General features: G+C 65.3%; 20 protein-coding genes and 1 tRNA gene. 5 read left to right on the top strand and 16 right to left on the bottom strand.

The genetic code is table 11. The annotated features are described in order from the left end of the window. Window positions 1–27 precede the first annotated feature (27 nt). From DFR40_RS10505 to DFR40_RS10495, 3 genes are read left to right on the top strand one after another with little or no spacing between them, the layout of a single operon-like run. Window positions 28–1,149 carry an efflux RND transporter periplasmic adaptor subunit gene (locus tag DFR40_RS10505; RefSeq protein WP_121458442.1) on the top strand — a complete coding sequence of 374 codons (1,122 nt, stop codon included), beginning with the start codon at window positions 28–30 and terminating at the stop codon, window positions 1,147–1,149. 9 nt (window positions 1,150–1,158) lie between these two features. Next, window positions 1,159–4,278: an efflux RND transporter permease subunit gene (locus tag DFR40_RS10500; RefSeq protein WP_121458441.1), complete on the top strand. Its 3,120-nt coding sequence runs from the start codon at window positions 1,159–1,161 to the stop codon at window positions 4,276–4,278. Next, window positions 4,275–5,699 carry an efflux transporter outer membrane subunit gene (locus DFR40_RS10495; protein ID WP_121458440.1) on the top strand — a complete coding sequence of 475 codons (1,425 nt, stop codon included), beginning with the start codon at window positions 4,275–4,277 and terminating at the stop codon, window positions 5,697–5,699. Before DFR40_RS10500 ends, DFR40_RS10495 begins: the two co-directional genes overlap by 4 nt. A gap of 3 nt (window positions 5,700–5,702) precedes the next feature. On the opposite strand, the gene DFR40_RS10490 is transcribed toward DFR40_RS10495, so the two are convergent. From DFR40_RS10490 to rnr, 4 genes are all read right to left on the bottom strand, one after another. Next, entirely contained in the window at window positions 5,703–6,605 is a 903-nt protein-coding gene (locus DFR40_RS10490; RefSeq protein ID WP_121458439.1) for a DMT family transporter, read from the bottom strand. 4 nt (window positions 6,606–6,609) lie between these two features. Further along, entirely contained in the window at window positions 6,610–7,341 is a 732-nt protein-coding gene (gene rlmB, locus DFR40_RS10485; RefSeq protein WP_121458438.1) for a 23S rRNA (guanosine(2251)-2'-O)-methyltransferase RlmB, read from the bottom strand. Window positions 7,342–7,398: 57 nt separating this feature from the next. Continuing rightward, complete coding sequence (locus DFR40_RS10480) at window positions 7,399–7,947, bottom strand: bacteriohemerythrin (RefSeq protein ID WP_121458437.1); 549 nt, start codon at window positions 7,945–7,947, stop codon at window positions 7,399–7,401. An 83-nt stretch (window positions 7,948–8,030) separates the two neighbouring features. Beyond that, window positions 8,031–10,256: a ribonuclease R gene (gene rnr, locus DFR40_RS10475; RefSeq protein WP_121458436.1), complete on the bottom strand. Its 2,226-nt coding sequence runs from the start codon at window positions 10,254–10,256 to the stop codon at window positions 8,031–8,033. 40 nt (window positions 10,257–10,296) lie between these two features. Between rnr and DFR40_RS10470 the strand changes: the two genes are divergently transcribed. Both DFR40_RS10470 and DFR40_RS10465 read left to right on the top strand, forming a co-directional pair. Further along, a tRNA-Leu gene (locus DFR40_RS10470) sits at window positions 10,297–10,381 on the top strand. Window positions 10,382–10,566: 185 nt separating this feature from the next. Next, complete coding sequence (locus DFR40_RS10465; protein ID WP_121458435.1) at window positions 10,567–10,914, top strand: hypothetical protein; 348 nt, start codon at window positions 10,567–10,569, stop codon at window positions 10,912–10,914. Between the two features lie 57 nt (window positions 10,915–10,971). Here DFR40_RS10465 and DFR40_RS10460 read toward each other — a convergent pair whose 3' ends face one another. From DFR40_RS10460 to ispG, 12 genes are all read right to left on the bottom strand, one after another. Continuing rightward, window positions 10,972–12,279: an adenylosuccinate synthase gene (locus DFR40_RS10460; protein WP_121458434.1), complete on the bottom strand. Its 1,308-nt coding sequence runs from the start codon at window positions 12,277–12,279 to the stop codon at window positions 10,972–10,974. 4 nt (window positions 12,280–12,283) lie between these two features. Continuing rightward, complete coding sequence (locus DFR40_RS10455) at window positions 12,284–13,438, bottom strand: ATP phosphoribosyltransferase regulatory subunit (RefSeq protein ID WP_121458433.1); 1,155 nt, start codon at window positions 13,436–13,438, stop codon at window positions 12,284–12,286. Next, window positions 13,435–13,620 (bottom strand): DUF2065 domain-containing protein, encoded by a 186-nt coding sequence (locus DFR40_RS10450; RefSeq protein WP_121458432.1) that lies wholly within the window; start codon window positions 13,618–13,620, stop codon window positions 13,435–13,437. The genes DFR40_RS10455 and DFR40_RS10450 overlap by 4 nt, the downstream gene beginning before the upstream one ends. 11 nt (window positions 13,621–13,631) lie before the next feature. Continuing rightward, complete coding sequence (gene hflC, locus DFR40_RS10445) at window positions 13,632–14,501, bottom strand: protease modulator HflC (RefSeq protein WP_121458431.1); 870 nt, start codon at window positions 14,499–14,501, stop codon at window positions 13,632–13,634. Continuing rightward, window positions 14,501–15,802 carry an FtsH protease activity modulator HflK gene (hflK, locus tag DFR40_RS10440; protein ID WP_121458430.1) on the bottom strand — a complete coding sequence of 434 codons (1,302 nt, stop codon included), beginning with the start codon at window positions 15,800–15,802 and terminating at the stop codon, window positions 14,501–14,503. The genes hflC and hflK overlap by 1 nt, the downstream gene beginning before the upstream one ends. A 37-nt stretch (window positions 15,803–15,839) precedes the next feature. Next, a complete protein-coding gene (hflX, locus tag DFR40_RS10435) occupies window positions 15,840–16,994 on the bottom strand; it encodes a GTPase HflX (protein WP_121458429.1) in 1,155 nt (384 codons plus the stop codon). Window positions 16,995–17,054: 60 nt separating this feature from the next. Beyond that, on the bottom strand, window positions 17,055–17,291 hold the full coding sequence (gene hfq, locus DFR40_RS10430) for an RNA chaperone Hfq (protein ID WP_121458428.1): 237 nt from the start codon (window positions 17,289–17,291) through the stop codon (window positions 17,055–17,057). A gap of 88 nt (window positions 17,292–17,379) precedes the next feature. Beyond that, window positions 17,380–18,711 carry a ribosome biogenesis GTPase Der gene (gene der, locus DFR40_RS10425; protein WP_121458427.1) on the bottom strand — a complete coding sequence of 444 codons (1,332 nt, stop codon included), beginning with the start codon at window positions 18,709–18,711 and terminating at the stop codon, window positions 17,380–17,382. Next, entirely contained in the window at window positions 18,708–19,871 is a 1,164-nt protein-coding gene (bamB, locus tag DFR40_RS10420) for an outer membrane protein assembly factor BamB (RefSeq protein ID WP_121458426.1), read from the bottom strand. Before bamB ends, der begins: the two co-directional genes overlap by 4 nt. Next, entirely contained in the window at window positions 19,868–20,509 is a 642-nt protein-coding gene (locus DFR40_RS10415) for a YfgM family protein (protein WP_121458425.1), read from the bottom strand. The genes bamB and DFR40_RS10415 overlap by 4 nt, the downstream gene beginning before the upstream one ends. Window positions 20,510–20,514: 5 nt before the next feature. Then, entirely contained in the window at window positions 20,515–21,804 is a 1,290-nt protein-coding gene (gene hisS / locus DFR40_RS10410; protein WP_121458424.1) for a histidine--tRNA ligase, read from the bottom strand. Continuing rightward, window positions 21,801–23,030, bottom strand: coding sequence for a flavodoxin-dependent (E)-4-hydroxy-3-methylbut-2-enyl-diphosphate synthase (ispG, locus tag DFR40_RS10405; protein WP_121458423.1), 1,230 nt, complete (start codon window positions 23,028–23,030; stop codon window positions 21,801–21,803). Before ispG ends, hisS begins: the two co-directional genes overlap by 4 nt.

The following is a 23,030-nucleotide window of genomic DNA, read 5'->3' as shown; positions in this document are numbered from 1 at the left end:
AAATTTCCCCGCCGGAGAACCCTGTTCATGAATTCACAAAAAACCCTGATCGCGCTGCTCGTCGGCAGCCTTGCCCTCGCCGCCTGCTCGGACAAGAACGCTCCCGCCGCCCCGGCGATGGGGCCGATGCCGGTCACCGTACTCGAAGCCCAGCCGCAAAAGGTACCGACCTCGGTCGAAGTCATGGCCCAGACCGAAGGCGCCCGCGAGACCGAAGTCCGCGCCCGCGTCGGCGGCATCCTGGTCAAGCGCCTCTATCAGGAAGGCGACGTCGTCAAGAGCGGCCAGCCGCTGTTCCAGATCGACCGGGCGCCCTACGAGATCGCGCTGGCCGAGGCCAAGGCCCGCGCCGACCAGACCGCCCGTGAAAAGCAGCGCCTGAAGGGCCTGGCCGAAGCCAGGGCGATCAGCCAGAAGGACTACGACGACGCCGTCTCGGCCGATGCCGTCGCCCAGGCGACGCTGCGCCAGGCCGAGCTGAACCTGTCGTGGACCACGGTCACCGCACCGGTCGGCGGCACCACCGGGCGCGCCGTACGCTCCGAAGGCAACCTGATCAGCACCGGCAGCGACAGCCTGCTGACCTCGATCTACCAGACCAACCCGATGTGGGTCAGCTTCTCCCTGGGCGAGAGCGACCTGGCCAAGCTGACCGGCGGCCGCGTCACCGAGAAGAACGTCAGCGGCGTCGAGCTGCTGCTGGCCAACGGCCAGGTTTACAGCCATCCGGGCAAGCTCAACTTCGTCGCCTCGAACATCGACACGACGCTCGGCACCCAGGCCCTGCGCGCCGAGTTCCCGAACCCCGAGCAGCAACTGCTGCCCGGCCAGTTCGTCCGTATCCGCCTGCTCACCGGCGAGCGCGACGGCGTCTTCCTGGTCCCGCAATCGGCGATCATCCAGAGCGAACAGGGCAACCTGGTGATGACCGCCGACGGTGAGAACAAGGTCGCCCCGCGTCCGGTCAAGACCGGCGAGTGGTACGGCAAGGACTGGGTGGTTCTCGGCGGCCTGCAGGCCGGCGACAAGATCATCATCGACAACCTGATGAAGCTGCGCCCCGGAGCACCGGTCGCACCGCATCCGCCGGCCGCGCCGGGCAGCAAGCCGGGTGCGCCCGCTGCCGCCCAGACCGAAGCGAAAAAGTAAGGGGCGAGCATGTCCAGATTCTTCATCAACCGACCGATCTTCGCGTCGGTCATCTCCATCATCATCGTCATCGCCGGCCTGGTCGCCGCCCAGGTGCTGCCGATCGCGCAGTACCCGCAGATCGCGCCGCCGACCGTGATGATCACCGCCACCTATCCGGGCGCCTCGGCCGAAACCCTGGCCAAGACGGTCGCCGCGCCAATCGAGGAGCAGCTGAACGGGGTCGAGCACCTGGCCTACTTCACCTCGTCGGCCTCGGCCAACGGCAGCATCAGCATCACCGCGACCTTCGACGTCGGCACCGATGTCGATGACGCCGCCGTCAACGTCAACAACCGCGTCAAGGCGGCCGAATCGCGCCTGCCGGAAGAAGTCCGGCGCAACGGCGTGATCGTCCAGAAGCGCTCGAACGACATCCTCCAGGTCGTCGCCCTCGATTCCGAGGCCGGCAAGTACAACACGCTGTTCCTGTCCAACTACGCCAGCCTGAACATCGTTGACGAACTCAAGCGCGTGCCCGGCGTCGGCGACGTCACCATCTTCGGCGCCCAGGACTACTCGATGCGCGTCTGGCTCAAGCCCGACCGGATGGCACAGCTTGGCCTGACCACCGCCGACGTCGCCAACGCGATCAAGGCCCAGAACGCCCAGAACGCGGCCGGCAAGATCGGCCAGGAACCGGCACCGAGCGACCAGCAACTGGTGTACACGGTGACCGCCAAGGGCCGCCTGCTGACCGAGGAGGAATTCGGCAACATCGTCATCCGCGCCAGCGGCCCCGGCGGCCTGCTCCGCCTCCGGGACGTCGCCCGCATCGAACTCGGCGCCTACAGCTACGACCAGAGCGTGACCCTCGACGGCAAGCCGACCATCGCCCTGGGCGTCTTCCTGCAGACCGGCGCCAACGCGCTCGACGTCGCCAAGCGCGTCACCGCCCGCATGGACGAGCTGAAGAAGAAGTTCCCGGAAGGCATGGGCTACATCATCCCGTTCGACACCACCCGCTTCGTCTCGGCATCGATCAACGAAGTCGTCAAGACGCTGGTCGAAGCCGCGCTGCTGGTCATCGCCGTGGTCTACATCTTCCTGCAGAGCTGGCGCGCAACGCTGATCCCGATGGTCGCCGTGCCGATCTCGCTGATCGGTACCTTCGCCGGCCTGTGGCTGTTCGGCTTCTCGATCAACACCCTGACGCTGTTCGCGATGGTGCTGGCGATCGGCATCGTCGTCGACGACGCGATCGTCGTCCTCGAGAACGTCGAGCGTCTGATGGCCGAAGAGAAGCTGTCGCCGCGCCAGGCCTCGATCAAGGCCATGCAACAGGTTTCCGGCGCGCTGATCGCGATCGTCCTGGTGCTGTGCGCGGTGTTCGTCCCGGTCGCCTTCCTCGGCGGCATCGCCGGCCAGCTGTACAAGCAGTTCGCGGTCACCGTCGCCGTCGCCGTGGTTCTTTCCGGCGTCGTCGCGCTGACCCTGACGCCGGCCCTGTGCGCCCTGCTGCTCAAGGCCCAGCACAGCGAGAACAAGCTTTTCGCGCCATTCAACCGTGCCTTCGACCGGTTCACCGACAGCTATGTGCGTACCGTCGGCTTCACGCTCAAGCACGGCATCGTCGGCTCGCTGATCTTCGTCGCCGTGATCGGCGCCACTGCACTCTTCTTCCGTGTCATACCGGGCAGCTTCGTGCCCGCCGAAGACCAGGGCTACCTGATCTCGGCACTGATGCTGCCGGACGGCGCCACGCTGAAGCGCACCCAGGTGACCGGCGAGAACATGCGCCAGATGATCGCCGCCGACCCGGCCGTGCGCCACACCTTCGTCGTTTCCGGTTTCGACCTGATCGGTGGCGGCAACAAGCCGAACGCCGGCACGATGTTCCTGCCGCTCAAGGACTGGGACGAACGCGACGCCAAGGCGCAGGATCTGGCCGGCAAGTTCATGGGCATCGGCATGATGCAGTCGGACGGCATGGGCCTGGTCTTCAACCCGCCCCCGATCATGGGCCTGGGTACCGCCGGCGGCTTCGAGGTCTACGTCCAGAACCGTGTCGACGGCGACACCCGGAAACTGCACGAAGTGGTCCAGGCCTTCATGGCCGAACTGCAGAAGCACCCGGAGTTCACCCGCATCTCGACCTTCTTCCGGCCGACCGTGCCGCAGCTCTTCGTCGAAGTCGACGAACCCAAGGCGCTGGCGCTCGGCGTCCCGCTCGCCGACGTCTATGCAACCCTGCAAAGCACGATGGGCGCGCTCTACGTCAATGACTTCAACAAGGCCGGCCGGGTCTATCGCGTGCAGCTCCAGGCCGAGGCCAACTACCGGATGAAGCCGGACGACATCGGCAAGGTCTACGTCAAGAGCACGAGCAGCGACAAGATGATCCCGCTGTCGGCGATCAGCACCGTCAGGAGCGTCGTCGGCCCGGAACAGGTCGAACGTTTCAACGGTTTCGTCGCAGCCAAGGTGATGGGCGATTCCAAGGTCGGCATCAGCTCCGGCGACGCCATCCGCATCGTCGAGGAAGTCGCTGCCAACACGCTGCCCGACGGCTACGAGATATCCTGGACCGGCCAGGCCTTCCAGGAAAAGCAGACCTCCGGCTCGTCGCTGCAGGCCTTCGCCTTCGCCATCATCATGGTCTTCCTGATCCTGGCGGCGCAGTACGAGAAGTGGTCGCTGCCGGTGGCCGTGGTCATGGCCGTGCCTTTCGCCCTGATGGGCGCACTGACGGCGATCTGGATGCGCGGCATGCCCAACGACATCTACTTCCAGATCGGCCTGGTCGTTCTGATCGGCCTGGCCTCGAAGAACGCGATCCTGATCGTCGAGTTCGCGGCGCAGAAGTACGCCGAAGGCAAGAGCGTCGTCGACGCCGCGCTGGAAGCCGCCCGCCTGCGTCTGCGCCCGATCATCATGACCTCGCTCGCCTTCGTCCTCGGCGTCTTCCCGCTGGTCAAGGCGACCGGCGCCGGCGCCGCGGCACGGCAATCGATGGGTACCGGCGTGTTCGGCGGCATGCTCGCCGCCACCTTCATCGCCACCATTTTCATCCCGCTCTTCTTCAAGTGGCTGGAGCGCGGCAAACAGATCGACCCGACGCAACTCGACGTCGAAGAGGAGAAGGCATGATGTTCCGCCCCGTATTCCGACTGACCCCGCTGGCCCTGGCCGTGCTGCTCTCCGGCTGCGCCGTCGGTCCGGACTACCTGCGCCCGGCCAACTGGCTGCCGGCCGCGTTCAAGGAAGCCCCGAGCGCCGTCGCCCAGACCAAGGACGAGAATCCGACGGTCGACAGCCGCTGGTGGGCACTTTTCAACGACACGACGCTGAACCAGCTGGTCGACCAGGCCCTTCAGGGCAATGCCGACCTGCGCAGCGCCGTCGCCCGCGTCGAGCAGGCCGACGCCGCCGCCCGCGAGGCCGGCGCCGCGCTGCTGCCGGCAATCAACGCCCAGGGGGCCGGCAGCAACACCCATCTCAGCGAGAAGACCGCCACCTGGTCGGCCGCCTCGCCGGAAGTGCTGCGCGCCCGCAGCGCCGGCCTCAGCCTGTCCTATGAACTCGACGTCTGGGGCCGCGTCCGGCGCAGCAACGAAGCCGCCCGCGCCAGCCTGCTCGCCAGCCGCTACGGGCGCGATTCGGTGCGCCTCTCGGTGGCCGGCCTGGTCGCCAGCAATTACCTGACGCTGCGCGCCGCCGATGCGCAGCTGGCGGTCACCGAGGAATCGCTGAAAAGCCGCGAGGAGAGCGCCCGCCTGGTCAAGGCCCGGGTCGACGCCGGCTACGTCTCGCCGCTCGACCAGTACCAGGCCGACGGTGCCCTGGCGACGCTGAAGGCCCAGCAGGCCGACCTGCGTCGCGCCCGGGCGCTGGCCGAACACCAGCTGGCGCTGCTGACCGGCAAGCCGGACCTGGCGATTGCCGCCGGCGACCTGCGCCAGCTGCCCTTGCCCCCCCTGCCGCCGGCCGGCCTGCCGGCACAGCTGATCGAGGCCCGCCCGGATGTCCGCCAGGCCGAGCAGCAGCTGGTCGCCGCCAATGCCAACATCGGCGTCGCCAAGGCCGGCTACTACCCGACCTTCTCGCTGACCGGCAGCATCGGCAGCGAAAGCAAGGCCCTTTCCGACCTCTTCTCCGGCGGTGCCGGCACCTGGGCTGGCGGTCTTTCGCTGCTGATGCCGATCTTCGATTTCGGCAAGACGACGGCCCGCGTCGACCAGGCCAAGGCACTCAACGAACAATCGCTGATCGCCTGGCAGAAGACGCTGGAAACAGCCTACAAGGAAGTCCGCGACGCGCTGGTCACGCTGCGCGAGAACGGCGAGGCGGAAAGTGCGCAGAACGAGCGCGTCGATAACGCGCGCAAGGCCGAAGCACTGGCCAAGCTGCGCTACGAGGCCGGCTACGCCGGCTTCCTCGACGTGCTCGAGGCCCAGCGCAGCGCCAACGATGCGCTGCTGGCGATGATCAGCACCCGCCAGGCCCGGCTGAACGCCGCGGTCGACCTGTTCAAGGCGCTCGGCGGCGGCTGGCAGCCCAGCGAGTCCTGAGCCTCACCCCGGCTGGCGGACGGCGGCGACGTCGTCCGCCGCCCGCTGGCGCAAGGCCAGCAATTCGTTCCCGACCAACGCCAGCAGCACCAGCGCACCGCCAGCCAGAACGCTGGCCGATGGCGTCTCGCCGGCCCACAGCCAGGCCCAGGCCACCCCGAAAATCACCTCGAGCAAGGCCAGCAAGGCCACTTCCGGCGCCGGCAGGACGCGCGCCAGGGTCACCACGAGCAAACAGGGGATCGCCAGCTGGACGACGCCGAGCAGCGCCAGCAGGCCGAGATCGTGCGCCGTCGCCTGCCACGGCAGGGCCAGCGGCAGCGTGCACAGCGCCGAGAGCAGCGCCCCGATCAGCACCGACAGCAGCATGTCCGGGGCGTTGACGGTCGACCGCCCGATTTTCTGCAAAATGGTCCAGTTGACCGCCGCCGCCACCGGCACCGCGCAGGCCACGAGCGCGCCGAACAAGCTGCCGTCTCCGGCACCGCCGCCGAACATCCAGGCAATGCCGAGGCCGGCGACGACGATCGCCGCCCAGGTCCGCGCCGGCAGCCGCTGCTTGAGGAAAATGCGCGCGAACAGCGCGGTGACCATCGGTCCGAGGGCCATCGTCACCAGCACCATGGCCACCGTCGTCAGCGTGATCGCAAGCATGAAGGCAGTGAACATCACCGCCCAGCAGAAACCGGAAATCCAGACCAGGTGGGGCGCCCGGCGCAATCCCGACCACAGCGCCGGGCCGCGCAGCCAACGCAGGCCGGCGACCAGGGCCAGCGCGTTGAAGGTGCTGCGCCAGAAATTGACCTCGAATCCGGCAGCGGCCTCGAGATGCCGGGCGACGACGCCGGCGATGCTCCACAACAGCGTCACCAGCACCATCAGCCAGACTGCCCGCCGATGCGTCATCGCCTCAGCGCCGGCGGCGGCGCGCTTCGAACAGGCAGACGCCGGCGGCCACCGAGACGTTCAGGCTGTCCACGCTGCCATGCATCGGGATGCTTACCAGCTGATCGCAATTTTCCCGGGTCAACCGGCGCATCCCCTCGCCTTCGGCCCCCATCACCCAGGCCGTGGCTTGCGGCCAGTCGGCGGTGTAGAGATCGTGGCTGGCCTCGCCAGCCGTGCCGACCACCCAGATTTCGCGTTCCTTGAGTTCGCGCAGGGTCCGCGCCAGGTTGGTGACCATCACGTAGGGAACGGTCTCGGCCGCGCCGCAGGCGGTCTTGACGGCGACGTCGTTGAGGCCGGCCGAGCGGTCCTTCGGGGCGATCACCGCATGGACGCCGGCAGCGTCGGCGACGCGCAGGCAGGCGCCGAGATTGCGCGGATCGGTGACGCCATCGAGGACGAGCAGGAAAGCCGGTTCGTCGAGGGTGTCGAGCACGTCGTCGAGATGCGCCGGCTTGCGCGCGCCGTCGATGCGGGCGACCACCCCCTGGTGGCGGCCGCCGCCGGCCAGGTCGTCGAGGCGCTTGGCCTCGGCCAGCACCAGCTTGACGCCCTGCAGTTCGGCATGACGGATCAGCTCGCGGGCCCGCGCATCCTGGCGCGAGGCATCGACCAGGATTTCACGGAGCGACTCCGGATCCTGGCGCAGCTTGGCGGTAATGGCATGAAAGCCGTAGATCAGGCGCGATGACATGGTGGGAATCCGCAGGAAAGGACCCGGATTCTAACCTGCGCCGGCCTTCCCGGCGAGTCAGCGAGCGTCCGGCGGAGGCTGGCTGCCCTTGCCGAGCCAGCCGACCAGGATCAGGTCGTGCATGCCGATGTGGTTGTCCAGCCAGCGCCCGAGCAGGCCGTCGAGTTCACGGATGCGCGCCACGGTATGCGCGAAGTCGAGGCGCGAAACGATTTCCTGGACCTTCTGGGCGATCGCCGCGTGATCCTCGATGTGGGCGGCGCACAGGTCGTGCTCGGTAACCGCCATCATCGCATCGCGCATGATCCGCTCCTCGCTGGCGAAATGTTCGAGGATGAAGGCGAAGAGATCGCCGAGAATGCCGACCACGGCATGCTCGCAGGCCTGCCGGCGAGCACCGGCGCAACCCAGGCAGTCGGCCAGCCGCTCGGGATCGGCACACACCGTACGCAACTGCTGCATCACCGCGAGCAGCTGGCGATGCTCGTCGTCGATCAGCGCGTTGCCGGTGTTCAGCGCCGGCGGCAGCGCGACCAGGCGGGCGCAATAACGCTCGCCCAGCGGCTCCGCCACTTTCATCACCGGTTCCTGCCCGAGGTGCATCATGCGCTGCTCATCTGCCTGGTTCGATCAAACGTTCATTCTATCGCTTTCGTCATAGGAGAGGTAGCGCGCCGTCGGCAAGACGTTCACGGTCGACGCTTCGCAGCCGGCTTTTTCCGGCCGACGGCACGCGGCTCGTCGCGCACCAGCACGAAGTCGATCTTGTTCGACTCGAGGTCGGCCCGGACCAGCTTGACCCGGACCCGGTCGCCGAGGCGGAAACGCTCGCCGGAGCGCTCGCCGAGCATCTGGTGCTTGATGTTGTCGAACTGGAAGTAATCCTGGCCGAGTTCCGAGACATGCACCAGCCCCTCGATGTACACGCTGTCGAGGGCGACGAAGATGCCGAAGGCGGTGACCGCCGAGATGGTGCCGTCGAAGACTTCGCCGATGCGCTCCTTCATGAAGAAGGTCTTCAGCCAGTTCTCGACGTCGCGCGTCGCCTCGTCGGCCCGCCGCTCGGTGGCCGAGCATTGCAGCCCGATGTCGTCCCAGGGCTTGTTCGGCTCGTATTTCTCGCCGGCGAGCACGGCCTTGATCGCGCGATGCACGAGCAGATCCGGATAGCGCCGGATCGGCGAGGTGAAATGCGTGTAATGCTCGTAGGCGAGGCCGAAGTGGCCGACGTTGTCGGGGCTGTACATGGCCTGGCGCAGCGAGCGCAGCATCACCGTCTGCAGCAGCTGGAAATCCGGACGCGGCTTGATCTTCTCGAGCAGGGCGGCGTAATCCTTGGCGCGCGGATCGTCGCCGCCGCTCAGGGCGAGACCGAATTCACCGAGGAAGGTGCGCAGGTTGCGCAGCTTCTCCTCGGACGGCCCCTCGTGGATGCGGTACAGGCAGGTCTGCTTGTGCTCGGCGAGGAAATCCGAAGCGCAGACGTTGGCCGCCAGCATGCATTCCTCGATGATCCGGTGCGCATCGTTGCGCACCACCGGGACGATGTTCTCGATCTTGCCCTGGTCGTTGAACAGCATCTGCGTCTCGGTCGTCTCGAAGTCGATCGCGCCCCGCTGGCCGCGGGCCTTGTGCAGCGCCGCGTAGAGCTTGTAGAGGTCGCGCACCTGCGGCAGCACCTTACGGTCGACTTCGTTGTCGGGCTGTTTTTCACCCGACAGCCAGGACCATACCTTGTTGTAGGTGAGCCGGGCGTGCGAGCGGAAAACCGCCGGATAGAAACGGTACTTGCCGATCTTGCCGGCGGCGCTGATCGACATGTCGCAGACCATGGCCAGCCGTTCGACGTCGGGATTCAGCGAGCAGATGCCGTTGGACAGCTTCTCCGGCAGCATCGGGATGACCCGGCGCGGAAAATACACCGAGTTGCCGCGCTCCAGCGCTTCCTTGTCGAGCGCCATGCCCGGCCTCACATAGTGCGAGACATCGGCGATCGCCACAACCAGGCGCCAGCCACGGCCCTGCTTCTCGCAATAGACGGCATCGTCGAAATCGCGCGCGGTCTCGCCGTCGATCGTCACCAGCGGCAGGCTGCGCAAGTCCTCGCGCCCCTTGTGATCGGCCTTGCGCACCTTGTCCGGCATTTTCTTGTTTTCTTCGAGCGCCGCCTTGGAAAACTCGAACGGCAGGTCGTGCTTGCGCAGCGCGATCTCGATCTCCATGCCGGGATCGGCGTAGTTGCCGAGAACCTCGACGACACGCCCGATCGGCTGCGAGAACTTGCTTGGCTGCTCGATGATCTCGACCATCACCACCTGGCCCGACTGGACCTTGAGCTTCGACTTCTTCTCCGGCGGCACCAGGATGTCCTGCGAAATCCGCTTGTTCTCCGGTGCGACGATGACGACGCCGTGTTCGATGAAGACGCGCCCGACCAGGCGCGTATTGACGCGTTCGGTGACCTCGACGATGCTGCCTTCCGGCCGCCCCTTGCGGTCGGTGCCGGTCACCCGGACCAGCGCCCGGTCGCCGTGCAGGACCTTGCCCATCTGCCGCTGGTCGAGAAAGATGTCGGCACTGCCGTCATCCGGCACCAGGAAGCCGTAACCGTCCGGGTGCCCCTGGATGCGGCCGGCGGTCAGGCTGGCCCGCTCGGGCAGGATGTAATCGCCCTTGCGGTTGCGCAGCAACTGGCCCTCGCGCTCCATCGCGCCGAGGCGACGCTGGAACATCTCGCGTTCGCCGTCGGCGATGTCGAGCAACTTCACCAGATCGGCAAAAGCCAGCGGCCGGCCTTCGTCGGTCAACACCTGGCTGACGTACTCGCGCGACGGCAGCGGAAATTCGTAACGCTGGCTTTCACGTTCGAAGAACGGATCGGCCCGGCGGATCTTTGATAACTTCTTTCTTGACATCTCTTCTTCTTTCTCTATAATGGCGGCTCTTCGCACCTGTGCCCAGGTGGCGGAATTGGTAGACGCACTAGTTTCAGGTACTAGCGCTGAGAGGCGTGGGGGTTCGAGTCCCTTCCTGGGCACCAGCGATTTTGAATGAAGGTCTTGCTCCGGCAAGGCCTTTTTTCATTTCCGACGGCCGTTTCGTCTGCCCCGATTGTCTCACAGCACCTGCCTTTCCGGTCTTAACAATTACTAACAACTGGTTGCAGCAAGGCTGCACCAGGCTGGCTATCGTGAACCCGCAACTCCACCCACTGCGAGGTTCATCATGAAAAAGATCGCCTGTTCCCTGCTCGCCGCACTGTTCGGCGCCAGCCTTGCCGGAACAGCCAGCGCCGGCCCCGACCATCGCCACGAACGCCAGTACCGGCACCACGAGTACCGGCATCATCACCCGCATTATCAACCGCCGCCGCGCGTCGTTCATCATCACCATCGTCACGGCTGGGTAGCGCCGGCGGCGGTGATCACCTTCGGCGGCATCGCGATCGGCAGCACGCTCTCCTACGGACCACCGCCGCCGCGTGGCAACTGGTACTACTGCCGCTCGTCCGGACAATACTACCCCTACACCAACGCCTGCCCGGAAGGCTGGCAGGCCGTGCGGCCCCACTGACGCAGAAATGAAAACGGGCCCCGCGGGCCCGTTGACCGTCAACGTCGCCTGCCCGGCTTATTTGAACGGATGCTGGCGCAGGATGGTCTCGTCGCGCTCCGGACCGGTCGACACGATCGCCACCGGCACCTCGCACAGCGCTTCGAGGCGCTTGAGGTAGGCCTGCGCATTGACCGGCAGGTCTTCCCAGCGCTTGACGCGGAAGGTCGTGCCTTCCCAGCCCGGCATGGTTTCGTAGATCGGCACGCAGCGTGCGACGTCGTCGGCACCGATCGGCAGCAGATCGACCACCTTGTCACCCAGCTGGTAGCCGGTGCAGATCTTGATTTCCTTGAGGCCGTCGAGCACGTCGAGCTTGGTGATGCACAGGCCGGTGAGGCCGTTGATGCGCGCCGAACGACGCAGCAGCGCAGCATCGAACCAGCCGCAACGGCGCTTGCGCCCGGTCACCGTGCCGAATTCCTTGCCGACCGAGAACATCTGGTGGCCCGGCGTGCCTTCGGTATCGATGTCCAGTTCGCTCGGGAACGGGCCGCCGCCGACGCGCGTGCAGTAGGCCTTGGTGATGCCCAGCACGTAATGCAGCATGCCCGGGCCGACGCCTGCGCCCGCGGCCGCCTGGCCGGCGACGCAATTGGACGAGGTGACGAACGGGTAGGTGCCATGATCGATGTCGAGCAGCGTGCCCTGGGCGCCTTCGAAGAGCATGTTGTGGCCGGCCTTGTTGGCGTCGTAGAGCGCCGCCGAGACATCGACAACCATCGGCCGGATGACCTCGGCGTCGGCCATCGCCTGGTCGTACACGGTCTGGAAATCGACCGGTTCGGCCTTGAAGTATTCGGTCAGCACGAAGTTGTGATAATCGAGAACTTCCTTCAGCTTCTCGGCGAAACGCTCGGGATGGAACAGGTCATAGACGCGCAGGCCGCGACGGGAAACCTTGTCCTCGTAGGTCGGACCGATCCCCTTGCCGGTGGTGCCGATCTTCTTGTCACCGGCCTTGGCGGCTTCACGGGCGCGATCGATGGCCGAATGGTAGGGCAGGATCAGCGGGCAACCCGGGCTGATCTTCAGGCGCGAGCGGACGTCGATGCCGCCCTTCTCGAGCTCGGCGATTTCCGAGATCAGATGGTGGATGTCGAGGACCACGCCATTGCCGATGTAGCAGTCGATACCCTCGCGAACGATGCCCGAGGGCACCAGGTTCAGCTTGTAGACCTGCTCGCCGACGACCAGCGTATGCCCGGCATTGTGGCCGCCCTGAAAACGGACGACACCCTGTGCATGATCGGTCAGCCAGTCGACGATCTTGCCCTTCCCCTCGTCGCCCCACTGGGTCCCCACGACGATCACATTCTTGGCCATCTTCTTAATCCTCTTGTATTGCTTCGATAATCCATTGTCCGCCGACCAGCACCAGCTTGCGGTCGCAATCAGGGCCCTCGCAGGCGATTTCACCCGGCAGCATTTCGACGACGATCTCGCCGCGCTCGCGCAGTGCGGCGATGTGCCCGGCCAGCAGGCGATCGCCGGCCGCATACGGGGCCAGGATGCCGGATTGCGGCCTGGCCGCCGGAGCCAGTTGCGCCACCTGGCGCAGATCCATCGAGAAGCCGGTCGCCGGGCGCGCCCGGCCGAATGCCTCGCCGGCACCGTCGTAACGGCCGCCAAGGGCGATCGCCGCCGGGTAAGCCGGGCAATAGGCGGCAAAAACGATGCCGTTATGGTAGTGGTAGCCGCGCAGGTCGGACAGGTCGAGCGAGAACGGCAGCTCCGGCGCGCTGGCAATCAGGTGGCGCAACTGCGCCAGCGCCGCCGCAATGGCCGGAACATCGGGCAGCAGCGCAGCTGCCCGCTCAAGCACTTCCGGACCGCCGTAGAGCGTCGGCAGGGCGAGCAGGGCCTCGCGGCAGGGCGACGGCAACTGTCGCGTGGCCACGCCGAGACCGGGGACATCCTTGTCGCGCAGCAGCGCCAGCAACTCGCCTTCGGCATCGGCCGAAATACCGGCAGTCTCGACCAGGGCGCGGAAAATCGCTACATGACCGAGGTCGACCCTGGCCAGCGGCAACTTGATCCGTTCAAAAGCCGTCGCCATCAGGCGAATGATCTCGAGATCGGCTTCGACCCCGCCGTAGCCATACAGCTCGGCCCCGATCTGCACCTGCTCGCGGCCCGCCGAGACGTTCGCCGGCAGGGTATGCAGCACGCTGCCGCAATAGCAGAGACGAGTCACCCCCTGGTGATTGAGCAGATGGGCGTCGATCCGCGCCGCCTGCGGCGTCATGTCGGCGCGCACGCCCATGGTCCGCCCGGACAGTTGGTCGACCAGCTTGAAGGTGCGCAGGTCGAGGTCCTGGCCGGCGCCGGTGAGCAGCGACTCGAGGTATTCGAGCAGCGGCGGCATGACGTATTCGAAACCGCGGCCGCGGCAGTGGTCGATCAGCGTACGGCGCAGGTTTTCGATGCGCGCCGCTTCGGGCGGCAGCGCATCGGCAATGTATTCCGGAAGCAGCCAGTTCATGAAAAGACAATCAGCAAGATCAGGCCGATCAGCATCGAGGACAGACCGATGAAACGGATCTGTCCGTCCGACAACTGGATCAGGCGTCGAAAGGTTTCCCGCCAGGCGGCCGGCGCGATGAAGGGCATCGCGCCCTCCAGCACCAGCATCAGCGCGAAGGCCAGCAGCAGGGTCGAAGTCATCGCCGGCGGAATCAGCGACCGACGTTCTTCATGTACTTGAAGAAATCGGAGTTCGGCTCGACCACGAGAACGTCGCTCTTGTTGGCGAAGCTGTTGCGATAGGCCTCGAGGCTGCGATAGAAGGCATAGAACTCCGGGCTCTTGCCAAAGGCATCGCCATAGATGGCTGCCGCCTTGGCATCGCCGTCACCCTTGGTTTTCTGGGCGTCGCGGTAAGCCTCGGCGATGATCACTTCGCGCTGGCGATCGGCGTCGGCGCGAATCTTCTCGGCCTCGGCGGCACCTTCCGAGCGCAGCTCGTTGGCGACGCGCTTGCGTTCGGCCTCCATCCGGCTATACACCGCGCCACTGACTTCGTCCGGCAGTTCGACACGCTTCAGGCGCACATCGACGATCTGGACGCCGATGCGGCGGGCATCGGTATCGGCCTTCTCGCGCATCTGCTCCATGATCTTGTCGCGCTCGCCGGAGATCACGTCGTGCACCAGGCGCTTGCCGAATTCTTCGCGCAGACCGGCGTTGACCGTCTGGCTCAGACGGGTACGCGCCCGCGCCTCGTCGCCACCGACCGAGATGTAGTACAGCTTGGGATCGATGATCCGCCACTTGATGTAGGAGTCGACAAGGACGTTCTTCTTCTCGGAGGTGATGAAACGCTCCGGGTCGGCGCTATCCAAGGTCAGGATGCGGCGATCGAAGAAACGCACGTTCTGGATCATCGGCACCTTGAAGTTCAGACCGGGTTCGGTGATCACCTGCTTGACCTCACCCAGCTGGAAAACCAGGGCGTACTGGCGCTGATCGACAGTGAACAGCGACATCGAGAGGACAACCAGAACCAGGGCGACCAGGCCGCCCAGCACATTCAGACGCGAACTCATCAGCGAGCCTCCCGGTCACGCGAACCGAGCGAACCGGCGCGCGTGTTGGCATTGAACGATTTGCCGCCGACCGCCGGCAGGCTTTCCGATTGCGGCGGCACTTCGCCGGCGAAAGATGACGACTGGCGCGTCGCCGCTGCCCCCTGGGTGGCACCATCGATCAGCCCCTGCGGTGCCACGGCGGCACCGGCAGCGGCATTCATCAGCTTGTCGAGCGGCAGGTAGAGCAGGTTGCCCTGCCCCTTGGCGTCGATCATCACCTTGGTCGTGTTGGCATAAATTTGCTGCATGGTTTCGAGGTACATGCGCTGACGGGTGACCTCCGGCGCCTTGGCATACTCGGTGTACACCTGGCGGAAGCGGGAAGCATCGCCTTCGGCGGCTGCGACGACGCGCTGGCGGTAGCCCTGCGCCTCCTCGAGCAGACGGGCGGCAGTACCGCGCGCCCGCGGGATGACGTCGTTGGCGTAGGCCTGGCCCTCGTTCTTCTGGCGCTCGCGGTCCTGACCGGCCTTGACGGCGTCGTCGAAGGCTGCCTGCACCTGTTCCGGCGGCTGCGCGTTCTGCATCGTCACCTTGGAGATCAGGATGCCGCCCTGATAGCGGTCGAGAATCGACTGCATCAGCAGCGCCGCATCGCTGGCGATCTGCTCGCGACCTTCGTAGAGCACGAAATCCATCTTGCTCTTGCCGACGATCTCGCGCACCGCCGTCTCCGCGGCGCCGACAACGGCATCGTCGGGATGACGGTTGTTGAACAGGTATTCGACCGGATCCTTGAGGATGTACTGGACGGCGAACTGGATATTCACGATGTTCTCGTCGTCGGTCAGCATCAGTGCTTCCTTGAGCACCTTGTTGCGTTCGCTGCCGCGGTAGCCGATCTCGACCGTACGCACGCCGGTCAGATTGACCAGTTCGTGCGACTGGATCGGATACGGCAGGCGCCAGCGCAGACCCGGCTCGGTGGTTTCCTTGAGCTTGCCGAACTGGAGCACGACACCGCGTTGCGAGGCATCGACGATGTAGAAGCCGGAGGCCAGCCAGACCACGGCGACCAGCCCGAGCAGCAGGCCGAGGCCGCCGCCGAGGAATTTCGGACTGAAATCGACCGGCGGCATGCGTGGACCGTCACCGCCGCCGTTGCCGCCGCCCTTCTTGCCCATCATGCCGCTCAGCTTGCGATTGAAATCGCGCCACAGCTCTTCGAGATCGGGGGGACCGTCGTTGGGACGGCGCGGGCCGTTGCCGTTCGGCTTGTCGTCGCCGCGATTGCCCCACTGCGGGTCGTTGATCGACATGAGAATACCTAGGGTAGGAATCATGGGTCTCGGGGATTCAAATGGTGAAATCGGATTGTGCCAGACGGGCAGCTTCGTCGAGCGCCTTGCGGCGCGATTCGGCCTTGGCCCGGGCGTATTCGGCCAGGGCTTCGCGCAAAAGTTCCAGACCTTCGCCGGTACGCGAACTGACACGAACGCGGACGATATTACCATATTCGTCGCGCTCGATTCCCGGCCCGGCATCGGTCAGATCGATCTTGTTCCAGACCACCAGCTGCGGCAGATCACGGGCGCCGATTTCCTCGAGCACCTTGTCCACCTCGGCCATCTGCTCGTCGCGCGCATGGTTGGCGCTATCGACGACATGCAACAGCAGGTCGGCATCGACCGCCGCTTCCAGCGTCGCATGGAAGGCATCAACCAGCGAATGCGGCAGGTCGCGGATGAAGCCGACAGTATCCGAAATGACGATGTTGCCGGCCTCGGCGATCCACAGCTTGCGCGAGGTCGTATCGAGCGTTGCGAACAGCTGGTCGGCGGCATAGACGCCGGCGTGCGTCAGCGTGTTGAACAGCGTGGACTTGCCGGCATTGGTATAGCCGACCAGCGACACATTGAGCACGTCACCGCGCCGCCGTGCCTTGCGCTGCACCCCACGCTGCCGGGAAAGCTTGCGCAGGCGCTCCTTGAGCAGCTTGACGCGGTTGCCGAGCAAGCGGCGGTCGGTTTCAAGCTGGGTTTCGCCGGGGCCGCGCATGCCGATCCCGCCGCGCTGGCGCTCGAGGTGGGTCCAGCCGCGAACGAGGCGGGTAGCCAGGTGCTCGAGTTGGGCCAGCTCGACCTGCAGCTTGCCTTCGGCACTGGCGGCCCGCAGCGCGAAGATGTCGAGGATCAGACTGTTACGGTCGACCACCCGACATTTGAGAATTTGCTCGAGGTTGCGCTGCTGAACCGGCGACAAGGCATGATTGAAGATGACCAGCTGCGCCGAACAGGTGGCGATCATCGCCGCCACTTCGTCAACCTTGCCGCTGCCGGCAAAAGTCTTCGGATCGGGACTCTGCCGCCGACCACGCACCACGGCGACGACTACGCCTCCGGCCGATTCGGTGAGCAGGCGGACTTCCTCGATCTGGTCCTCGATGTCGAGCTGGCCGAAATCGAGTTGCACGACAACCGCGCGCTCACCGGAGGCGGGTCGCTCAAGCATGAATGGGTCCTGCGGGAGAAAATGCTGCCCCGTTAGCGCGGGGCAGCCGGATGAAGCGTCTTATTCTGCGGCCTGCTCTTGCTGGATATTCACCGGACGGGCCGGCACGACCGTCGAAATGGCGTGCTTGTAGACCATCTGGGTCACGGTGTTCTTGAGCAGAACGACATATTGATCGAAGGATTCGACCTGGCCCTGCAGCTTGATCCCGTTCACCAGGTAGATCGAGACGGGAACGTGTTCGCGCCGCAGCGCGTTGAGGAAGGGGTCTTGTAAAAGTTGCCCTTTGTTGCTCATGGTGTGGACTCCATGTGTGTTGTTATGAGGGTCCTAATGTACCCAAATTAGAAGAATGGTGTTGGAAATTTTGTGGTTGATTTGTGACTCAGCGACGCTCCTTGTCGGCGAACGGGTTCTTGCCGGCCACGAACTGGATGCGCAGTGGCGTGCCCTGCAGGCGGAAGGCTTCCCGGAAGGTGTGCTCGAGATAGCGGCGGTAGCTGTCGCCAATCTGGTCGACGGCGCTACCGTGGATCACGATGATCGGCGGATTCGAGCCGCCCTGGTGCGCGTAGCGCGGCTTCGGCCGGAACAGGCCGTGCTTGGGCGGCGCCTGGCGGGCGATCGCGTCGGCGAGGACGCGGGTCAGGCGCGGCGTCGACAGCTTGGTCATCGCAGCCGCGTAGGCGCTGTCCACCGAACGGAAGAGATTGGCCAGACCGACGTTTTCCAGCGCCGAAATGAAATGGAACTTGGCGAAATCGAGGAACTTCAGCTTGCGCTGGAGCATCTGCCGGGTCTGTTCGCGGACGTAGGGATCGAGACCGTCCCATTTGTTGACCGCAACGACCAGGGCCCGCCCCGACTGGACGATGAAATCGGCGATGTGCGCGTCCTGGTCGGAAATGTCGGCCCGGGCGTCGACCATCAGGATGACCACGTTGGCATCCTCGATCGACTGCAGCGTCTTCACCACCGAGAATTTCTCGATCGCCTCGAACACCTTGCCGCGCTTGCGCATGCCGGCAGTATCGACGAGCACGTACTTGCGCCCTTCGCGCTCGAAGTCGATCTCGATCGAATCGCGGGTCGTTCCCGGGGCATCGAAGGCGATCACGCGCTCCTCGCCGAGCAGCGTGTTGATCAGCGTGGACTTGCCGACGTTGGGACGACCGACAATGGCGACACGGGTTGCATCGGAATGCCACTCGTCGTCTTCGGGATCGGGAAAGCTTTCCAGCGCCAACTCGACGATACCGCGAACGCCCTCGCCGTGCGCGGCCGAAATGGCATGCGGCTCGCCCAGGCCAAGTTCGTGGAAATCGGCTTCGACCATGCCGGAAACCAGGCCTTCGGCCTTGTTGACCGCAACATAGACCGGCCGCTCGAGGCGCCGCAGCTTGTTGGCGATCTCCTTGTCGTGCGGGGTCAGGCCGGTACGGGCATCGACCACGAAGATGACCGCATCGGCCTCGGCGATCGCCTGCTCGGTCTGGCGCGCCATTTCATGCAGGATGCCATCCTTGACCAGCGGCTCGAAACCACCGGTATCGACGACGAGGAAAGGTTTCTTGCCGACCTTGCCGTGACCGTAGTGACGGTCGCGGGTGAGGCCCGGGACATCGGCGACGATGGCGTCGCGCGATTTGGTCAGCCGGTTGAACAGTGTTGATTTGCCGACATTGGGCCGGCCGACCAGGACGATGGTAGGTTTCATTGGATCTCGATCGCCCTGACGTCGCCGCCGGTCGTTTGCGTCAGGAAGGCACTGCCGAGCAATTGTGGCGCAGCCGTGACCGGGGTACCGTCGGTCTTCTGGCGGGCGACGAATGCGCCCTCTTCGCGCGACAGGAAATGAAGGTAGCCTTCGCCATCGGCGACAGCGACCAGATTGCCGCGCACAGCCGGCGCAGAGACGCCACGGTTGCGCAGCTTGTCCTGCTTCCACAGGCTGCTGCCGGACAGGCGGTCGAGGCCATAGACGACGCCATCGTCGTCGGTGACGAACAGATAGCGGCCATCGAGGACCAGTCCACGTGCCGAGGAAATGTCGCGCGACCAGATCAGCGCACCACCCTGGGCCATGTCGAAACAGGCAATCCGCCCCTGGAAGGCGACCGCGCAGATCTGCGTGCCATCAACCACCGGCGGAGAAACGATATCTGCAACACGGTCTAGTTCGGTCGTGCCCTTCGGTTGGGCAACGGTTCCTTCCCAGACCAGCGCGCCATTCTGCAGCGCGATGCCGACCAGCTTGCCCCCCGGGAAACCGGCGAACAGATAGCGATCGGCGAAAATCGGCGAACCGGTCGAACGGATCGACAGGGCAGGCATCGGTCGCTGGTAGATCCACTTGCGCGAACCGTCGAGCGCGTCGAACAGGAAAATCCGGTTGTCGCCGCTGCGCACGGCCACGCCTTCGCGGCTCACGGCCGGCGCCGCCAGCACTTCGCTGCTCGCCTGTGCCTGCCACAGCGCCTTGCCGGTGAGGGCATCGAAAGCCAGCACGCCGCCCTTGGCGGTACCGACCACCAGCAGCGAGGCATCGGCACCGACCCCCGCCGACAAGGGCTGGCCGGCGTCGATTTTCCACACGACCTTGCCGCCCTCGAGGCGGTAGATCATGCCTTTCTGATCGGCGACAAAGACCGCATCCCCAACCACGGCAGGCGTGAAGGCATAGCCCCCGGCCTTGCCGACACTGGCCGACCAGAGGTTGCGCGCCACCTCGCCACCCGCCGTCAGTTCCGGCAGCGGAGACATCTTGCGCGCCGAGGAAGCGAACGGGTTGAGCGAATCAAAGGTGCTCGAAATCGTCGAGCAGCCAGCGACCAGCAAGCCGGCAGCCAGCCCCAGTGGCAACAGGCGCTTGTTCATGCGGCATCTCCCAGGCTGTCGAGCTTCTGCTGCAGCAATTCGCGCCCGGGCTTGGCCGCATCGCCGGTCGCCTTGTCGAGCGCCGACTGATAGGCGGTGCGAGCCTCAGCGACCTTACCCTGAGCGCTCAGGACATCGCCCTTGAGTTCGAGAAAACGGGCGACGAAAGCCGGGGCCGGCGTGGCCTCGAGCTGTTTGAGCGCCTCGTCGTAAGCCTGTTCGTCGAGCAGCACGGCGCCCAGACGCAGGCGGGCGATATCGCGCAGCTCATCCTTGGCGTTGTCGGCAACCCAGCCGAGCTGAGCCTTGGCCGTTTTCAGATCGCCACCGTCCACCGAGTGCTTGGCCGCCAGCAGGGCGCCAAGCCCGGCATAGCCACTGCGCCCGAATTTCTCGGTCAGCTCGCCGGCGCCAGCCTTGATCCGCTGCGTATCACCTGCCTGCACGGCCTGCTCGAGCGCGGCAAAGACTGCGGCAGCCTTGGCCGTCTCGTTGTTCTGGTACCAGTTCCAACCCTGCCAGCCGACAACGGCCAACGCTGCTGCGGTCACCAGTGAGGTGACCAGGTTGCCGTACATCTTCCACCAGGTCTTCAGACTGTCGATCTGTTCCTGTTCCTCGAGGTCGTAGTGCGCCATCCTGTTTATTCCTCTTCGTCCGAATCAATCATGTGATCGATGATCGCTTCCGCCAGTTCATCGACCTTCAATCTGCGTTGCGCCACACCTTCCTCGCGCAAGGCTTTCAGCTGCGCTTCCCCGGTCGACGCCTCTTCATCGCCAATAATCACCGCAAATGCGGCACCGCTGCCGTCGGCCTTCTTCATCTGCGACTTGAAGGAACCGCCACCGCAATGCAGCAGCACGTCCAGACCCTGGTCGCGCAACCCCTCGGCGACCCGGAAAGCCATCCGGCCGGCGGCCTCGCCCTGGTGTACCAGATAAACGTCGGGTGCCGGCTCGGCCGGGGCGCCGCCGGAATCCCTGATCAGCGCAATCAGCCGTTCAACGCCCATGGCGAAGCCGCAAGCCGGCGTCGGCTTGCCGCCGAGTTGCTCGACCAGACCATCGTAACGGCCACCGGCGCAGACCGTACCCTGGGCGCCGAGCTTGTCGGTGACCCATTCGAACACGGTCAGGTTGTAGTAATCGAGGCCACGCACCAGGCGCGGGTTGATCGTGAACGGCTGGCCGGCGTCACGCAGCACCTGCTGCACGCCTTCGAAATGGGCCAGCGATTCGGCGCCGAGGAAGTCGATCAGCTTCGGTGCCGCCGCGCAGATATCCTGCAGCGCCGGATTCTTGGTGTCGAGGATGCGCAACGGGTTGGTATACAGACGACGCTTGCCGTCCTCGTCGAGCAGATCGACGTGCTGCTCCAGATAGGCGATCAGCGCAGCACGATGTTCGGCGCGCTCGGCCGGCTGGCCGAGGCTGTTGATCTGCAGCTCGATGCCGTCGAGGCCGAGGTCGGCCCACAGGCGGGCGCCCATCAGGATCAGTTCGGCATCGATGTCCGGCCCGGCGATGCCGAAAGTCTCGACGCCGACCTGGTGGAACTGCCGGTAACGCCCCTTCTGCGGCCGCTCATGGCGGAACATCTGGCCGATGTAGTAGAGGCGCTGCGTCTGCCGCGCCGCCAGGTTGTGCTCGATCACGGCACGGACGCAGCCGGCCGTGCCCTCCGGACGCAGGGTCAGCGCCTCGCCGTTGAGGCCGTCGATGAAGGAATACATTTCCTTCTCGACGATGTCGGTGACTTCGCCGATGGCGCGCTTGAAGAGCGGCGTCGGCTCGACGATGGGCATGCGGATCGGCTTGTAACCGTAGCCTTTCAGCCAGGTACGGACGGTGTCCTCGAACAGTTCCCAGAATGCCGCTTCTTCCGGCAGGACGTCGTTCATCCCGCGCACGGCTTGCAAAGTCTGACTCATGCTTGCAGTTTCTTCTTGTAGGTGCGCTGGACGTAGCGCTCGATGATGTCCTTGAATTCGTTGGCGATGTTGTCGCCCTTGAGCGTCACGGTCTTCTCGCCATCTTCGTAGACCGGCGCCGACGGTGCTTCGCCGGTGCCTGGCAGCGAGATGCCGATGTTGGCGTGCTTCGATTCGCCCGGACCGTTGACGATGCAGCCCATGACGGCCAGCGTCATGTTCTCGGCGCCGTCGTAATGCAGCTTCCACTCCGGCATGCGGGCGCGCACGAAATCCTGCACCTCGCCGGCCAGTTCCTGGAAGAAGGTCGAGGTCGTCCGGCCGCAACCGGGACAGGCCGCGACCATCGGCGTGAACGCACGCAAGCCCATGGTCTGCAGGATTTCCTGGGCGACGATGACTTCCTGGCTGCGCGAACCACCCGGCTCCGGCGTCAGCGAGACGCGGATGGTGTCGCCGATGCCTTCCTGGAGCAGCACGGACAGCGCAGCGGTCGACGCGACAATGCCCTTCGAGCCCATGCCGGCCTCGGTCAACCCGAGATGCAGCGCATAATCGGCGCGCCGCGCCAGTTCGCGGTAGATCGCGATCAGGTCCTGAACGCTGGAAACCTTGCACGAGAGGATGATCTTCTCGCCGGCCAGGCCGACTTCCTCGGCCTTGGCCGCCGATTCGAGGGCCGAGGTAACCATCGCATGGCGCATCATCTCGGTCGCATCGAGCGGCTGCGCCAGGCGCGAGTTCTCGTCCATGATGCGTGCCAGCAGTTCCTGGTCGAGACTGCCCCAGTTCACGCCGATGCGCACCGGCTTGTCGTAGCGGCAGGCGAGCTCGACCATCTGTGCAAACTGCTCGTCCTTCTTCTTGCCGAAACCGACATTGCCCGGGTTGATCCGGTACTTGGCCAGTGCCTCGGCGCAGGCCGGGTGCTCGCTGAGCAGACGGTGGCCGTTGTAGTGGAAATCGCCGATCAGCGGCACATTGCAGTTCATCTTGTCGAGATGATCGCGAATCTTCGGCACCGCTGCCGCCGCCTCCGGCGAATTCACGGTGATGCGCACCAGTTCGGAACCGGCACGCGCCAGCTCGGCACACTGGAGGGCAGTCTTCAGGTAATCGGCGGTATCGGTATTGGTCATCGACTGGATGACCACCGGTGCATCGCCGCCGAGGCGGACATGGGCGATCGCGGTCGATCGGGTCGGACGCTTGCTGACGACGCTCAC

Source organism: Azonexus fungiphilus, assembly GCF_003634965.1.
Taxonomy (GTDB): domain Bacteria; phylum Pseudomonadota; class Gammaproteobacteria; order Burkholderiales; family Rhodocyclaceae; genus Azonexus; species Azonexus fungiphilus.
This window is presented reverse-complemented; position numbering and strand designations above follow the sequence as displayed.

Coding starts and splice junctions, on each gene's coding strand:
- DFR40_RS10505 (WP_121458442.1), top strand. CDS start 28: ATGAATTCACAAAAAACCCTGATCGCGCTGCTCGTCGGCAGCCTTGCC.
- DFR40_RS10500 (WP_121458441.1), top strand. CDS start 1,159: ATGTCCAGATTCTTCATCAACCGACCGATCTTCGCGTCGGTCATCTCC.
- DFR40_RS10495 (WP_121458440.1), top strand. CDS start 4,275: ATGATGTTCCGCCCCGTATTCCGACTGACCCCGCTGGCCCTGGCCGTG.
- DFR40_RS10490 (WP_121458439.1), bottom strand. CDS start 6,605: ATGACGCATCGGCGGGCAGTCTGGCTGATGGTGCTGGTGACGCTGTTG.
- rlmB (WP_121458438.1), bottom strand. CDS start 7,341: ATGTCATCGCGCCTGATCTACGGCTTTCATGCCATTACCGCCAAGCTG.
- DFR40_RS10480 (WP_121458437.1), bottom strand. CDS start 7,947: ATGATGCACCTCGGGCAGGAACCGGTGATGAAAGTGGCGGAGCCGCTG.
- rnr (WP_121458436.1), bottom strand. CDS start 10,256: ATGTCAAGAAAGAAGTTATCAAAGATCCGCCGGGCCGATCCGTTCTTC.
- DFR40_RS10465 (WP_121458435.1), top strand. CDS start 10,567: ATGAAAAAGATCGCCTGTTCCCTGCTCGCCGCACTGTTCGGCGCCAGC.
- DFR40_RS10460 (WP_121458434.1), bottom strand. CDS start 12,279: ATGGCCAAGAATGTGATCGTCGTGGGGACCCAGTGGGGCGACGAGGGG.
- DFR40_RS10455 (WP_121458433.1), bottom strand. CDS start 13,438: ATGAACTGGCTGCTTCCGGAATACATTGCCGATGCGCTGCCGCCCGAA.
- DFR40_RS10450 (WP_121458432.1), bottom strand. CDS start 13,620: ATGACTTCGACCCTGCTGCTGGCCTTCGCGCTGATGCTGGTGCTGGAG.
- hflC (WP_121458431.1), bottom strand. CDS start 14,501: ATGAGTTCGCGTCTGAATGTGCTGGGCGGCCTGGTCGCCCTGGTTCTG.
- hflK (WP_121458430.1), bottom strand. CDS start 15,802: ATGTCGATCAACGACCCGCAGTGGGGCAATCGCGGCGACGACAAGCCG.
- hflX (WP_121458429.1), bottom strand. CDS start 16,994: ATGCTTGAGCGACCCGCCTCCGGTGAGCGCGCGGTTGTCGTGCAACTC.
- hfq (WP_121458428.1), bottom strand. CDS start 17,291: ATGAGCAACAAAGGGCAACTTTTACAAGACCCCTTCCTCAACGCGCTG.
- der (WP_121458427.1), bottom strand. CDS start 18,711: ATGAAACCTACCATCGTCCTGGTCGGCCGGCCCAATGTCGGCAAATCA.
- bamB (WP_121458426.1), bottom strand. CDS start 19,871: ATGAACAAGCGCCTGTTGCCACTGGGGCTGGCTGCCGGCTTGCTGGTC.
- DFR40_RS10415 (WP_121458425.1), bottom strand. CDS start 20,509: ATGGCGCACTACGACCTCGAGGAACAGGAACAGATCGACAGTCTGAAG.
- hisS (WP_121458424.1), bottom strand. CDS start 21,804: ATGAGTCAGACTTTGCAAGCCGTGCGCGGGATGAACGACGTCCTGCCG.